The following is a 13,597-nucleotide window of genomic DNA, read 5'->3' as shown; positions in this document are numbered from 1 at the left end:
CGCCGGCTCCTCTCCACACAGCGCAGTTCGCGTCGGGTCGGTCCATCCCATCCTGGGCCCGACGGACGGGCCCGGCAATCTCCCCCTTCGAAAGAGCCGGGGAAGGCCGTTTCACCGGGGAACCGATGCCACCCCGGGGACGTTCGGACCGGTAGAGAGGTCTGTTCAGGATCCGACGGAGCAGCCAGACGCGGCCTCGCAGCCCCCATGCGAGCGGCAGGGGGCGTGAAGGCAGGCCACGAAAGGCAGGCGCCAGCGCAGAGGGGGGATGACAGCGATGGTTCCGGAGACATGGTTTCGCCTCTATTGCGGGCCGGCACCCCTGCCGGCGGACATCGGATGGCGCTGGAATCTCGACCCCCTGCTGCTGATCGCCCTGGCCGCGATGGCGCTGCTTCTGCGGCATTCGCGTGCCGGGCTGGCCGGCGTGGCCGTGATGGCGGTGGCCTTCGTCTCGCCGCTCTGCGCGCTGTCGGCGGCGCTGTTCTCGGCACGGGTCGTCCATCATGTCCTTCTTGTTGCGGTGGCGGCCCCTCTTCTCGCGCTGGCGCGGCCGGCGCGCACAGCGGCCTCGCCCACCCTGCCCCTCCTTGTCGCCGCACTGGTCCTGTGGGTCTGGCACTGGCCGGCGGCCTATGACCTCGCGCTGTCCTTCGTGCCGGCCTACTGGCTCATGCAGGCAACGCTGCTCGGCTCGGCGGTGCTGTTCTGGCGCGCCACCCTGCATCCGGCGCAAGGGACAGGCCCGGCCCTGCTCGCAATCCTCGGGGGGTGGATGCAGATGGCGCTACTCGGCGCGCTGCTCACCTTCGCGCCCGAGCCCCTCTATGCCGCCCATGCCGCCGCCCCGCTGGCCTGGGGTCTGTCGCCCCTGACCGACCAGCAGCTCGGCGGTCTGCTGATGTGGGTTCCGGCCGGTCTGCCCTATCTGCTGTTGGCGGCCTGGGCAGCGCGGCGCGACTGGGCAGATCTGCGGGGGCATGCGGCATGACGGCAGGGCTGGCTGCGGCGATCCCGCATCTGAAAGCCCTGCATGTCGCGATGCTCGCGCTGTGGTGCGCCGGGCTGTTCGCCCTGCCCGTGATGCTGGCCCGCCATGACCCGGCCGTGAGCCGAGCGGATTATGCGCGCATCCGCCAGGCCACGCATTACGGCTATACCTTCGTCATCACGCCCGCGGCCGTGCTGGCCATCGCCTCGGGCACTCTCCTGATCTTCCTGCGCGAGGTCTTCGTCCTGTGGATGTTCGCGAAGCTGTTCTTTGTCGCCCTTCTCGTGGCCTTTCATGCCTGGGTCGGTCACACCATCGTCCGCGTGGCCGAAACCGAAGGCACGCACGAGCCGCCCGAGCCGCACTGGCCGCTGGCCGTGCTGACCGTGCCGGTGGTGGCGATCCTCGCGCTGGTGCTGGCCAAGCCGGATCTCGGGGCCATCCCCCTGCCCGGGTGGATGCAGGAACCGCGCGGAGTTCAGCTCCCCTTCGAGGTTCCCAGGCGATAATCGAAAACCAGCTTGCCGCCATGCCAGCCTGTCGCGATCACCACGATCACGTTGAAGCCCGACAACAGGATGCCGTAGGGCAGCACCGCCGCTTCGTAGCCTGTCAGCCGATAGCCCCAATTGGCCCCGAGCAGAGACAGGAGCAGCACCGCGATGACGAAATGCGTCCAGGCAGGCGCGCGGATGCGGATGCCCGGAACCATCAGCAGCTCCATCGTCCCCGTCGCCCCGGCAGCAAGGCCGAAGAGGAAGGCCGTGCCCGCCGCCCAGAGCGCGGCCTGTGCCCAGAACGGTTCGCCCGAGAGCCAGTAGAGGGCATCCGCGCCGAAGGCGCAGAAGGTCAGCGCGACGGGAAAGGCGACGCTCATCGCATGGAGCGGATGGCCCCAGATGGCGATCTTCGACTCGGTCTCGGCATAACCCGGATGCTGCTCGATCGGGTCCTGGAACCGGTCGCTCTCCTGCACCATCTTCTGCGTCATGCGCTGCACTCCCTTCGCTGGGGTCCTGCCATCCTAACGTCCTTCGCGCTTGCCGGTTGCGCGGATCGCCTCTCCGCCGTCCATCCCGCAGGTCCTGCGGCCCGGACCATTGCCACATTGTGGTGGGTGATGTTCGCCGGGGCCAGTGCGATCCTTGTCCTTGTCATGGTTCTTCTGTGGCTGGCCTTCCGCCGCGGCCCCGCAGTCAGGAAAGGCGGCCCCGCAGCCGAGGAGCGCGACGAACGCATCTGGATCAAGGGGCTGGGCCTGGCCTTCCCGCTCGCCACGCTGGCCGCACTGACCGCCTATGGCCTGGTGGTGGGCGAACGGCTGCTGCCGCGGCCGGGGCCCGATGTCGTCACGGTGGGCGCCGAGGGGCGGCAATGGGCCTGGACCTTCACCTATGCCGATGCCCCCGGACGGGCGACCGGAGGGCATCCTGCCACATCCCCGGCGGGCCGGCCCGTGGACGTGGCGATCACCAGCGCCGACGTGATCCAAAGCTTCTGGGTGCCGCGGCTGGCGGGCAAGCTCGACGCCGTCCCCGGCCATGTCAACATCCTGCGCATCGAGGCCTGGGAACCCGGCGACTATGCCGGCCTCGGCGCCGAGTTCAACGGGCCGGGCTATGCCGGCCACCGTTTCACCGTCCGCGCCCATGACGCGGCCGGATGGGAAGCCTTCCTCGCGGAGGAGACGCCATGACGCCCTCCCCCGGCCCGCTCACAGCTCTGCGCCGCCATCGCGCGCTGACCCGAATCTGGGCCTCGGATCCCGGCTGGAAGGGGTGGTTCACCACCGTGAACCACACCGATCTGGGACGGATGTTCATCGTCGCCTCGATGGTCTTCTTCGCCGCGGGCGGCCTCCTGGCGATGCTGATCCGCGCCCAGCTCGCCTCGCCCCGTTCGGCCTTCATGGGGCCGGAGACCTATGCCCAGGTCTTCACCATGCACGGGACGATCATGATGTTCCTGTTCGCGATCCCCCTGATCGAAGGGATCGCGATCTACCTGCTGCCCAAGATGCTGGGATCGCGCGATCTCGCCTTTCCGCGGCTCACCGCCTACGGCTTCTGGTGCTATGCCCTGGGCGGCTCGATGCTGATCGTCTCGCTGCTGCTCGGGATCGCGCCCGACAGCGGATGGTTCATGTATCCGCCGCTGTCCTCCTCGGCCTTCAGTCCCGGCCCCAATTCGGACTTCTGGCTGCTCGGCATCACCTTCGTCGAGATCTCGGCCATGGCCGCGGCGGTGGAGATCACGGTCACCATCCTGCGCTACCGCGCACCGGGCATGTCGCTTGCGCGGATGCCGGTCTTCGCCTGGTACATGCTCGTCGTCGCGGTGATGATCCTGACGGGATTCCCGCCGCTGATCCTCGGCTCGGTGCTGCTCGAGCTCGAACGCGCCTTCGGCCTTCCCTTCTTCCGGCCCGAGGCGGGCGGCGATGCGCTGCTGTGGCAGCATCTGTTCTGGCTCTTCGGCCATCCGGAGGTCTACATCATCTTCCTGCCTGCGGCGGGCATCATCTCCACGATCCTGCCGGTGCTCTCGCGCACGACGCTGCTCGGCTACGCTTGGGTCGTCGCTGCGGCGATCGCCCTCGGGGTGCTGAGCTTCGGCCTCTGGGTGCACCACATGTTCACCACGGGCATCCCGCATATGGGGCTCGCCTTCTTCTCGGCCGCCTCGACGCTGGTGGCCGTGCCCACGGGGGTGCAGATCTTCGCCTGGATCGGTACGCTGTGGAAGGGAGAGCCGCAGCTGCGCCTGCCGATGCTGTGGATCCTCGCCTTCTTCGTGACCTTCGTCATCGGCGGACTGACCGGGGTCATGGTCGCGGTCGTGCCCTTCGACTGGCAGGTGCACGATACCCATTTCATCGTTGCCCATCTCCACTACGTGCTGATCGGCGGCTTCGTCTTCCCGATGCTCGCCGCCCTTTACTACTGGATGCCTCACCTCACCGGGCGGCGGCGCTTCTTCCGCCTGGGCGAGACGGCCTTCTGGCTCGTCACGCTGGGCTTCCACCTGACCTTCCTGGCCGTCCACTGGGTGGGGCTGCTGGGCCAGCGCCGCCGCATCCATACCTATGACGGGGGGGACGGATGGGAGGTCATCAACCTCATCGCCTCGATCGGCGGCTTCGTCTCGGCCATCGGCTTTGCGCTCATCCTGCTGGATGTGGCGGTCAATGCTGCCGTGGCCGTGCGCGGGCCGCGCAACCCCTGGGGGGCGGGCACGCTCGAATGGGCGATGCCGATGCCCCCCGCGCCTATAACTTCGCCTCCCTGCCGGAGATCGGCAGCCGCGACCCCGTCCATGACGACCCCGCGCTGCCCCTTCGCATCGCTCGCGGCGAAGGCTATCTGGGCGATCCCGCGCGCAACCGGCGCGAAACGCTGATCGTCGAGACCGGCTCGGGCCGGCCCTCACAGGTGGTGGTGTTCCCCGGCAACAGCGCGCTTCCGCCCCTGCTGGCCCTTGTCACGAGCGGCATCGTCCTCGGCATGCTTCTCAAGGTCTACTGGCTGGTGCCGCTCGCCGCGGCAGGCGTCGCCGCAGGGGCGATGCGATGGGCCTGGAGCCTCGGCTCCACCCGCAGCGAAGGCCCGGTGGAGGTGGGCCAAGGGCTGCGGCTGCCGCTCGCCTCCGAGGTGGCAGAACCGCCGGGCTGGTGGGGCTCGCTGTTCCTGCTGCTTGCCGATGCGGTGCTGTTCGGCTCGCTCCTGTTCGGCTATGCCTTCCTGTGGACGGTGGCGCCCAACTGGCCGCCCCCCGCCTGGGTCGCGCCCGGCCTGTGGGGGCCGCTCCTCCTCGCAGCCGGAGCACTGCTGGCCCCCGCCGGGATCCGCCTCGCCGAGCGCGGCCTGCGCCGGAAAGGCGGGCCCTGGATCGGGCTCCTGCTGACGGCCGCCGGCATGGTCGCCCTTCTCCTCGCCGCCGTCACGGTGATGCGCGCGAGCAACCCCACCGCGCATGCCTATGACGCGACTCTCTGGGCGCTCGCGGGCTATGTGATCCTGCACGCGGGCGTGGCCGGGCTGATGACGCTCCATGTCGCCGCCCGGATGGCAGCGGGCTTCGTCACGGCCGAGCGGATCGGCGAGGCACGCATCCTGCGGCTCTGGACCGATTACGCGGCCGTCACCGCGCTGCTCGCCCTCGGGGCGGCCTGGCTTCCCGGCATTTCGGCAGGGGGGATCGCATGACGGACATCCTCCGCCTGGCACTGCCGCTCACGACATGGCTCGCGGCTTTCAGCGCCGTCTACGGCCTGCACGGTCTTGTCTGCTCGCCCCGCTGGGCCCAGGCAGGCCTGGGGCCGGAGACCGGCCGCCCCGTGCTGCTCCTGGCGGCCGGTCTGGCGATCGGGCTTCAGATCGCACTGCTGCTTGCCCTGCGCCGGTCCCGCCTGGCAGCCCCCTCCCCGCTGATCCGACGGATCACGACAATGCTGGCCGTGTCGGCCCTGGTGGCCACCGTCTGGACCCTGACGCCGGTCACCGCCACAACGACCTGCCATTGATGCACGCCCCGCATCCGGTTTCCCTTGTCGCGCAGCGGAACGGGCACTAGGGTCCGCGCCATCACAGACCAACTTCACATAACCGCGGGAGCATCCCCCTGCCCCTGACCGTCCTTGCTGCACTTCCGTTTCTGGCTGCCTTGCTGGCCGGCCCTGCCTTCCGCCTCGGCCGCCCCGCAGGCGTTGCCACCGCCCTTGCCGGCACCGCGGCGGCGCTCGTCCTGCTCCTCGGGCTGGCCCCCGGCGTCCTCGCCGGCCAGGTGCCGCGCGTCTCCGTGCCCTGGCTGCCCGCGCTGGGTCTGAACGCGAGCCTCTTCCTCGACCCGCTGGGCCTGCTCTTCGCCGGGCTCATTCTCGGCATCGGTCTGCTCGTGCTGCTCTATGCCCGCGCCTATCTCCATGCGGAGGAGGCCTGGGGCCGGTTCTTCGTGGTGCTGCTGCTGTTCCAGGGCGCGATGCTCGGCATCGTGCTGGCGGACAATGTCCTGCTGCTCGTGGTGTTCTGGGAGCTGACCAGCCTCACCTCCTTCCTGCTCATCGGCTACTGGAACGACCGCCCCGAAAGCCGGCGCGGCGCGCGCATGGCTCTCGTCGTCACGGGAAGCGGGGGCCTGCTGCTTCTCGCGGGGCTCTTGCTGCTCGGCGGCATCGCCGGCTCCTTCGAGCTCTCCGTCATCCTCACCCGACGCGAGGCGATCCAGGCCTCGCCCCTCTACCTGCCCGCCCTCCTGCTGATCCTCGGCGGCTGCTTCACCAAGTCGGCCCAGTTCCCCTTCCATTTCTGGCTGCCGCAGGCGATGGCCGCGCCGACGCCCGTTTCGGCCTATCTGCATTCGGCCACGATGGTGAAGGCGGGCGTGTTCCTGCTGGCCCGGCTCTGGCCCGTGCTCGCGGGGACCGAGGCCTGGTCGACCATCGTTGCCCCGATCGGTCTGGCGACCATGCTGGTCGGCGCGGCGGTAGCGCTGTTCCAGAACGACCTGAAGGGGCTCCTGGCCTATTCCACCGTGAGCCATCTGGGCCTTCTGGTGATGCTCCTGGGCTTCGGCACGCCGGCCGCAGCGGCCGTGGCGGTGCTGCACATCGTCAACCACGCCGCCTTCAAGGCCGCGCTCTTCATGAATGCGGGCATCGTGGACCACGAGACCGGCTCGCGCGATATCAGGGCCCTGGGCGGCCTCTACGCGGTCATGCCGATTGCCGGCACGCTTGCGCTGCTTGCCGCGGCCTCGATGGCGGGGCTGCCGCCCTTCGGCGGCTTCATCTCCAAGGAACTGATGCTCGAGGAGGCGCTCCACACCGCCTGGGGGGCCAATGACTGGATCGTGCCGGCGCTGGCAACGGTCGCCGCCGCCTTCTCGGTCGCCTATTCGCTGCGCTATGTGGGCCATGTCTATCTCGGCCCGCGCATGCCCACCCCCAAGGCCCCGCATGACCCGCCCGCAGGCCTCTGGCTCCCCTCCGCGATCCTTGTCGTCATCGCCGTGCTGGCAGGGATCGCGCCCCAGACGACGCTGGGCTGGATCGTGACGCCGGTCGCGGATGCCGTCACGGGGGGGCTGGCCGATCCCCTGTCGCTCAAGCTTTGGCACGGCGTCACCCCGGCGCTGCTGCTCAGCATCCTCGCGGTGGGGGTGGGGCTGATGCTGCTCGGCGCCCATGGCCCTCTCGAGCGCACCCGCCCGCCGATGCCGCAGGCGCCGCGGATCTTCGATGCCCTCGTCGCGGCAGCCGTGCGCGGCAGCCGGGTCTTCACCCATGCGCTGCACGAACCCTCGCTCCAGCGCACGCTCGCGGTGCTGTTCGCGACCTCTCTCGCCCTTGCCGGTCTCGCCGGATGGGGACTGCCTCTGACAGGCGACCGGCCGCGCCTGCCGGCCTCGCCCGTGGCCATCATCGTCTGGTTCGGCATCCTGGCGGCAACAGGAGCCGTGGTGGTCCTGCATCGCCGACGTTTCCTCGCCCTCGTCCTCATCAGCGTGATCGGACTGGGCGTGTCGCTGGCCTTCGTCCATCTCTCGGCCCCCGACCTCGCGCTCACGCAGATCTCGGTGGAGATCGTCACGATCCTGCTGATGCTGCTGGCCCTCAACCTGCTGCCCAAGGACTCGCCCCCCCTCGATGCCCCCATGCGGCGGCTGCGCGACGGGCTGCTGGCCTGTGCGGGGGGCCTGGCCGTGGGCCTCGGCGCCTGGGCGGTGATGACGCGCATCCCCGACCGGACACTGCCCGACTGGTTCTGGGCCAATGCCTATCCGGGCGGCGGCGGGACCAATGTCGTCAACGTCATCCTCGTGGACTTCCGCGGCTTCGATACCTTCGGCGAGATCATCGTGCTCGGCATTGCCGCGCTCGGCATCTATGCGCTGCTCGACACCACCGCGCGCGGCGCCGCAGGACGGCGGCTCGCACGCCGGGCCGCCGCGGGAGGCGAGGGAACACCCCGCTCGCCCGAGCGTCACCCGCTGATGCTGGTGGTCGCCTCGCGGGTGATCCTGCCCCTTGCGGTGGTGACGGGCCTCTTCATCTTCCTGCGCGGTCACAACATGCCCGGCGGGGGATTCATCGCCGGCCTCGTCTTCTCGATCGCGCTGCTCGTGCAATACATGGCCTCCGGCTGGGACTGGGCGCAGCAGCGCCAGCGCATCCCCGAGCACGCCCTGGTCGCCGCGGGCGTGCTCGCCGCCGCCTTCACGGGTCTGGGGGCAATCCTGCTCGGCCTGCCCTTCCTGACCTCCGGCTACGACTACTTCACCCTGCCCGTGGTGGGAGAATTCGAACTGGCCACTGCCATGCTCTTCGACATCGGCGTGTCGCTGACCGTCGTCGGCGCCGTAATGATGGCGCTGTCCCAGCTCGCTCGTGTCGCCCAGCGCGCCGAGACCCTGCCAGCCGACAGATCGCCCATGGACATCGATCCGAGCCGCGACCCGGAGGGCGCCCGATGAGCCTCGAATTCCTTGTTGCGAGTGCGGTGGCCGTCCTGACCGCCGCCGGGCTCTATCTCGCGCTGCGGGCGCGGACCTTCCCGGTGGTGCTCGGCCTGGCGATGCTCTCTTATGCGGTCAACCTGTTCCTGTTCGCCACGGGCCGGCTCGTGGTCGATCTGCCGCCGATCTATGACAAGGCCGCCACCGGCTACACCGATGCCCTGCCGCAGGCGCTGGTCCTCACCGCCATCGTCATCTCCTTCGGGATGACAGCCTTCGTGGTGGTGCTTGCGCTGCGCAGCTATCTGGAAACCGGCACCGATCAGGTGGACGGTCGCCGCAGCCCCGCGGACATGACCGCAGAGGACGAACAGGGGAGGCAGGCATGAATCACCTGCTGATCGTGCCCCTCCTGCTGCCGGCCGTGATGGCACCGGTGCTGCTGCTGTGGCTGCGCTTTCATCTGCGCGCATCGCGTCTTGCGGCGCTGCTGAGCTGCGGGGTGCTGCTTGTCGCCGCCCTGATGCTGGGCGCCGAAGCAGCCACCGGCGAGGTGCAGGCCTACCGCCTCGGCAACTGGCCACCGCCCTTCGGCATCGTGCTCGTGCTGGACCGGCTGAGCGCGCTGATGCTTGTTCTGACGGCCCTGCTCGCGCTTCTCGTGCTGTGGCATGTCATCGCCACGGGTCTGGACCGGCGCGGCTGGCATTTCCATCCGCTGTTCCAGTTCCAGCTCCTCGGTCTGAACGGCGCCTTCCTGACGGGCGACCTCTTCAACCTCTTCGTCTTCTTCGAGGTGTTGCTGATCGCCTCCTACGGGCTGATGCTGCATGGACAGGGCCCGGCACGGCTCAAGGCAGGGGTGCATTATGTCATCGTCAATCTCGTGGGATCGACGCTGTTCCTCATCGCCCTGGGTCTGCTCTATGGGGCCACGGGGACGCTCAACATGGCCGACATGGCCGGCCGGGTGGCAGCCGCCGCGCCCGAGCAGCACAGGCTGATCGCCGCCGGAGCGGCCCTGCTGTTCGCGGTCTTCGCGCTCAAGGCAGCGATGCTTCCGCTGCATCTGTGGCTGCCGGTCACCTATTCGAGCACCTCGGCCGCCGCGGCCGCCCTCTTCGCCATCCTCAGCAAGGTCGGTGTCTATGCGATCCTGCGCACGGGCACGCTGATCTTCCCCGCCGAGGGAATCGGCCTTCCCTGGTCCCCGACTGCCTGGATGCTGCCGGCAGCGCTTCTGACGGCCATCGTGGGTTTCGTCGGGATGCTGGCCTCGCACCGGCTGCGCGAACAGGCCGCCTATGCCGTGCTGGGATCCACCGGCACGCTGCTGGCTGCCGGCTCGCTCTTCTCTCCGCTCCCGCTTGCGGCAACGCTCTATTACCTGCCGCATTCCACACTCTCGACCGCAGCGCTGTTCCTGCTGGCCGACGTGATCGCGCGCCGCCGCCGCGGCTGGGGGGATGCGCTGGCGCCGGGGCCGGCTTTTCCCGGCATGGGGGCGGCCGGCCTGCTGTTCCTGATCGCCGCCATCGCCGCCGCAGGCCTGCCGCCACTGGCAGGTTTCGTGGGCAAGCTGCTGATCCTCGATGCGGTGCGCCTGCATCCCGCCTGGCCCTGGATCTGGGGGATCATCCTCGCCACGACGCTGATCGGGGTGCTTGCCCTCGCCCGCTCGGGCAGCGTCCTGTTCTGGAACATCCGCGAGGGGGCAGCGGTGCGCAGGCTGGAACCGCTCGCCCGTGTGGCTGCCCCTGCGGCCCTGATGGTGACGGCTCTCACGCTGCTTGCGCTGCTTGCCGGCCCCGCAACGGGCTACGCGCAAGCCGCCGCCGAGCAGATGGCCCAACCCACGGCCTATGTCGAGGCCGTGCTCGGATCCCGGAGGTGACGCCATGCTCCGACGCATCCTGCCCCACCCCATCCTGTCGCTGACCGTGATGCTGGTCTGGATCCTGCTTGTCAACGATGTGACGGCGGGGGTCGTGGTCCTCGGGCTTGTCATCGGCCTTGCGGTGCCGCTGCTGACCGCGCCCTACTGGCCGAACCGGCCCCGCCTGCGCCTCGGCCTGGCGATGCTGCGCTATGGAGCGGTCTTTCTGTGGGACATCCTCGTGGCCAATATCGAGGTCGCCTGGATCATCCTCACCCGCCCCTCGGACCGCCTGCGCCCGGCCTGGCTCGTCGTCCCGCTCGAGGTCCGCACGCCCGAAGCGATCACCGCACTGGCCGGTACGATCAGCCTGACCCCCGGCACTGTCTCCACCGACCTGTCCGCCTGCGGCCGTGCCCTGCTTGTCCATGCCCTCGACGTGTCCGATCCCGCAGCGGCCGTCGCCCGCATCAAGGCCCGCTACGAGGCCCCGCTCAAGGAGATCCTCGGATGATTCTCCCGATCGCCCTTGCCTTCGGCTTTGTCTGCATGGGGCTGGCCGTGCTCCTCACTCTCTGGCGGCTGCTGCGCGGGCCGACGGCGGCAGACCGCATCCTTGCGCTCGACACGCTGACGATCAACGCCATCGCGCTGATCGTGCTGTTCTGCATCGCCCGTGATACCGCCCTCTACTTCGAGGCCGCGCTGCTTCTTGCCATGGTGGGTTTCGTGGGCACGGTGGCCTACTGCAAGTTCCTGCTGCGCGGCGACATCGTGGAGTGACGTCCATGAGCACCATGCCCCTCGCCCTCGAAATCCTCATGAGCCTCTTCATCGTGGCCGGCGGGCTCTTCGCCCTGATCGGCTCCTGGGGGCTGGTGCGGCTGCCCTCGCTGATGACGCGGCTGCATGGCCCGACCAAGGCCACGACACTGGGCGTGGGAGGCATGCTGATCGCCTCGATGATCCAGGCGCCGACCTCGCGCGGGGACTGGTCGGGGCACGAACTGCTCATCACGCTGTTCCTGTTCCTGACCGCGCCCATCTCGGCGAATCTGATTGCCAAGGCCTATCTGCACCGCAGACGTGCCGCCCGGGATCCCGATCCCCGCCTCCCCCCCGGACCGGGGATCCGCCGCCCAGCGGCACCGGACATGACTGGGCGACCTTTGCCGGCGCCGATCACGGGGCCGCCCCCTCGGCACGTCCGCCGCTCGCCCGTGACCCTGCGGCCCTCTGATCCGTGCCCGACCGCCGAAGACGGCCGTCACGACATTGTCATCACGTGCCGTCACGGATCAGCAGCTGGTCGGCCACCCCGACACAAGCAAATGACGCATCGGCCTTCGCCTGTCCGGAAGGGCGCCCTCGCAGGGGGCATCCTGCCGGGATCAGGGGACCGTGCAGCGATGGACAGACCGGTTCCCCCCTTGCAGCCGCAAGGCTGTTGCGGCATGGCCCTGAACCCACCGAGAGGGAGCCGCCTGCCTGATGACGCCGTCCGTTCCCCCCGCTTCGGCTGCAACGCGCCTCTATCATTATCCCCTGTCGCCCTTCTGCCGGAAGGTGCGCCTCACGCTGGGCGAGAAGCGCATCGAGGTGGAACTGGTCGAGGAACGCTACTGGGAGAAGGATCCGGAATTCCTGCGCCGCAATCCGGCGGGACAGGTGCCGGTCCTGCGCATCGGCGGGCGGATGCTCGCCGACAGCCAGGCGATCTGCGAGTATCTGGACGAGGTGTTTCCCCAGCCTCCCCTGATGCCGCGGGATCCGGATGCCCGCTACGAGGTGCGGCGCCTCTGTGCCTGGTTCGACGGCAAGTTCCATGCCGAGGTCACCCGCAAGCTGATGGGCGAGCGGGTCTTCAAGAAGCTGATGGGCGGCGGGGCCCCGCCGGATTCGGCCGCCGTCAAGGCCGGCGCGCGCGACATCAAGACCCATCTCGCCTACATGACCCAGCTTCTGGAGATCCGGCGCTGGCTCGCGGGGAACGATCTGACGCTGGCCGATTTCGCGGCCGCCGCTCAGCTTTCGGTGCTCGACTATGTCTCGGACGTGCCCTGGCACCAGTTCGAGACGGTCAAGGACTGGTATGCCAAGGTCAAGTCGCGCCCCGCCTTCCGCTCCATCCTGGCCGATCAGGTGCCGGGCTTCCGGCCGGCGCGGCATTATGCGGATCTCGACTTCTGAGGCCGAGGCCCTGAAGGCCGGACTGCGGGCCGAGGCCGAAGCCGCCGGCTTTGCCGCGATGGGGGTCTGTCGGCCCGATGCGATCCCCCAGGCGGGCGAAAGGCTCCGGGTCTTTCTCGAGGCCGGGATGCACGGGACGATGGGGTGGATGGCCGATCGGGCGTCCTGGCGCGCCAGCCCCGCCGCGCTCTGGCCGGCGGCGCGCTCGGTGGTGATGCTGGCCGACAGCTATGCCCCCCGCACCGATCCGCTGGCCGTGCTGGCCCGCCGGGACCATGCGGCCATCAGCGTCTATGCCAAGGGGCGCGATTATCACGACAGCGTCAAGCCGCGGCTCAAGCGCCTCCTGCGCTGGCTGCTGGCGCAGGCGCCGGGGGCCGAGGGGAAGGTCTTCGTGGACACCGCCCCGGTAATGGAAAAGCCGCTGGCGCAGGCGGCGGGCCTTGGCTGGCAGGGCAAGCACACGAATCTTCTGGGCCGGGGCTTCGGCAACTGGGTCTTCCTCGGCGCCATCATGACCACGCTGGAGCTCCCCCCCGACAGGCCGGAGCGGGACCATTGCGGCTCCTGCACGCGCTGCCTCGACTCCTGCCCGACCCGGGCCTTCCCGGCGCCCTTCCGGCTCGATGCCCGGCGCTGCCTCAGCTATCTGACCATCGAACATCGCGGCGCCTGGCCCGAGGAATTCCGCCTGGCGACCGGCAACCGCATCTTCGGTTGCGATGACTGTCTGGCCGTCTGCCCGTGGAACAAGTTCGCCGTGGCCGCGCGCGAACTGCGCTATCGGCCCGATGCACCCGCGCCCCCGCTTGCCGAGCTGGCGGCCCTGGACGAGGCCGGCTTCCGCGCCCGCTTTGCCGGCACGCCGGTGAAGCGGATCGGCCATGCCCGCTTCTTGCGCAATGTCCTTTATGCCATCGGCAATTCCGGCGATCCCGCCCTGATCCCGGCGGCCGCCGCGCATCGGGATGCGGCCGATCCGGTCGTGGCGGATGCAGCGGCCTGGGCACTCTCCCGCCTGCACAAGGCCATGTGAGAAGACGCCGGCAGGACGCGCGCTAGCTGAGGCGCATGCCACAGAAGGAGGA

At 69.4% G+C, this 13,597-nt stretch carries 12 protein-coding genes and 2 pseudogenes; 13 read left to right on the top strand and 1 reads right to left on the bottom strand.

Going from position 1 to position 13,597, the window contains the following annotated elements:
• Positions 1 to 277: 277 nt before the first annotated feature.
• Positions 278 to 991 (top strand): cytochrome c oxidase assembly protein, encoded by a 714-nt coding sequence (locus RUTHE_RS12635; RefSeq protein ID WP_021098833.1) that lies wholly within the window; start codon positions 278 to 280, stop codon positions 989 to 991.
• Entirely contained in the window at positions 988 to 1,500 is a 513-nt protein-coding gene (locus RUTHE_RS12630; protein ID WP_021098832.1) for a CopD family protein, read from the top strand. The genes RUTHE_RS12635 and RUTHE_RS12630 overlap by 4 nt, the downstream gene beginning before the upstream one ends.
• On the opposite strand, the gene RUTHE_RS12625 is transcribed toward RUTHE_RS12630, so the two are convergent.
• Positions 1,470 to 1,982 (bottom strand): DUF2231 domain-containing protein, encoded by a 513-nt coding sequence (locus RUTHE_RS12625; protein ID WP_021098831.1) that lies wholly within the window; start codon positions 1,980 to 1,982, stop codon positions 1,470 to 1,472. The genes RUTHE_RS12630 and RUTHE_RS12625 overlap by 31 nt on opposite strands.
• A 129-nt stretch (positions 1,983 to 2,111) precedes the next feature.
• Here RUTHE_RS12625 and RUTHE_RS12620 point away from each other — a divergent pair, with 129 nt between their 5' ends.
• From RUTHE_RS12620 to queG, 11 genes and pseudogenes are all read left to right on the top strand, one after another.
• Positions 2,112 to 2,687 (top strand): cytochrome c oxidase subunit II, encoded by a 576-nt coding sequence (locus RUTHE_RS12620; protein ID WP_021098830.1) that lies wholly within the window; start codon positions 2,112 to 2,114, stop codon positions 2,685 to 2,687.
• A pseudogene (ctaD, locus tag RUTHE_RS12615) lies at positions 2,684 to 5,196 on the top strand (cytochrome c oxidase subunit I). The gene RUTHE_RS12620 and the pseudogene ctaD overlap by 4 nt, the downstream one beginning before the upstream one ends.
• Positions 5,193 to 5,513 (top strand): hypothetical protein, encoded by a 321-nt coding sequence (locus tag RUTHE_RS12610; protein WP_021098827.1) that lies wholly within the window; start codon positions 5,193 to 5,195, stop codon positions 5,511 to 5,513. Before ctaD ends, RUTHE_RS12610 begins: the two are co-directional and overlap by 4 nt.
• A gap of 98 nt (positions 5,514 to 5,611) precedes the next feature.
• Positions 5,612 to 8,461 carry a monovalent cation/H+ antiporter subunit A gene (locus tag RUTHE_RS12605; RefSeq protein WP_040645873.1) on the top strand — a complete coding sequence of 950 codons (2,850 nt, stop codon included), beginning with the start codon at positions 5,612 to 5,614 and terminating at the stop codon, positions 8,459 to 8,461.
• Entirely contained in the window at positions 8,458 to 8,832 is a 375-nt protein-coding gene (locus RUTHE_RS12600; protein ID WP_021098825.1) for a Na+/H+ antiporter subunit C, read from the top strand. Before RUTHE_RS12605 ends, RUTHE_RS12600 begins: the two co-directional genes overlap by 4 nt.
• A complete protein-coding gene (locus RUTHE_RS12595) occupies positions 8,829 to 10,337 on the top strand; it encodes a monovalent cation/H+ antiporter subunit D (RefSeq protein ID WP_021098824.1) in 1,509 nt (502 codons plus the stop codon). Before RUTHE_RS12600 ends, RUTHE_RS12595 begins: the two co-directional genes overlap by 4 nt.
• A gap of 4 nt (positions 10,338 to 10,341) precedes the next feature.
• A complete protein-coding gene (locus RUTHE_RS12590; protein ID WP_021098823.1) occupies positions 10,342 to 10,833 on the top strand; it encodes a Na+/H+ antiporter subunit E in 492 nt (163 codons plus the stop codon).
• On the top strand, positions 10,833 to 11,102 hold the full coding sequence (locus RUTHE_RS12585) for a K+/H+ antiporter subunit F (protein WP_040645897.1): 270 nt from the start codon (positions 10,833 to 10,835) through the stop codon (positions 11,100 to 11,102). The genes RUTHE_RS12590 and RUTHE_RS12585 overlap by 1 nt, the downstream gene beginning before the upstream one ends.
• 5 nt (positions 11,103 to 11,107) lie before the next feature.
• A pseudogene (locus tag RUTHE_RS16200) lies at positions 11,108 to 11,359 on the top strand (cation:proton antiporter); the annotation flags it as partial.
• Positions 11,360 to 11,810: 451 nt separating this feature from the next.
• On the top strand, positions 11,811 to 12,509 hold the full coding sequence (gene fzlA / locus RUTHE_RS12580) for an FtsZ-binding protein FzlA (protein ID WP_021098821.1): 699 nt from the start codon (positions 11,811 to 11,813) through the stop codon (positions 12,507 to 12,509).
• Positions 12,490 to 13,545 carry a tRNA epoxyqueuosine(34) reductase QueG gene (gene queG, locus RUTHE_RS12575; protein WP_021098820.1) on the top strand — a complete coding sequence of 352 codons (1,056 nt, stop codon included), beginning with the start codon at positions 12,490 to 12,492 and terminating at the stop codon, positions 13,543 to 13,545. The genes fzlA and queG overlap by 20 nt, the downstream gene beginning before the upstream one ends.
• Positions 13,546 to 13,597 lie beyond the last annotated feature (52 nt).

It is taken from the genome of Rubellimicrobium thermophilum DSM 16684 (assembly GCF_000442315.1).
Lineage (GTDB): Bacteria > Pseudomonadota > Alphaproteobacteria > Rhodobacterales > Rhodobacteraceae > Rubellimicrobium > Rubellimicrobium thermophilum.
Note: the sequence above shows the minus strand (reverse complement) of the source record. Positions and strands in the feature narration are given on the sequence as shown.

Coding starts and splice junctions, on each gene's coding strand:
- RUTHE_RS12600 (WP_021098825.1), top strand. CDS start 8,458: ATGAGCCTCGAATTCCTTGTTGCGAGTGCGGTGGCCGTCCTGACCGCC.
- fzlA (WP_021098821.1), top strand. CDS start 11,811: ATGACGCCGTCCGTTCCCCCCGCTTCGGCTGCAACGCGCCTCTATCAT.
- RUTHE_RS12630 (WP_021098832.1), top strand. CDS start 988: ATGACGGCAGGGCTGGCTGCGGCGATCCCGCATCTGAAAGCCCTGCAT.
- RUTHE_RS12620 (WP_021098830.1), top strand. CDS start 2,112: ATGTTCGCCGGGGCCAGTGCGATCCTTGTCCTTGTCATGGTTCTTCTG.
- RUTHE_RS12595 (WP_021098824.1), top strand. CDS start 8,829: ATGAATCACCTGCTGATCGTGCCCCTCCTGCTGCCGGCCGTGATGGCA.
- RUTHE_RS12590 (WP_021098823.1), top strand. CDS start 10,342: ATGCTCCGACGCATCCTGCCCCACCCCATCCTGTCGCTGACCGTGATG.
- RUTHE_RS12610 (WP_021098827.1), top strand. CDS start 5,193: ATGACGGACATCCTCCGCCTGGCACTGCCGCTCACGACATGGCTCGCG.
- RUTHE_RS12635 (WP_021098833.1), top strand. CDS start 278: ATGGTTCCGGAGACATGGTTTCGCCTCTATTGCGGGCCGGCACCCCTG.
- RUTHE_RS12625 (WP_021098831.1), bottom strand. CDS start 1,982: ATGACGCAGAAGATGGTGCAGGAGAGCGACCGGTTCCAGGACCCGATC.
- queG (WP_021098820.1), top strand. CDS start 12,490: ATGCGGATCTCGACTTCTGAGGCCGAGGCCCTGAAGGCCGGACTGCGG.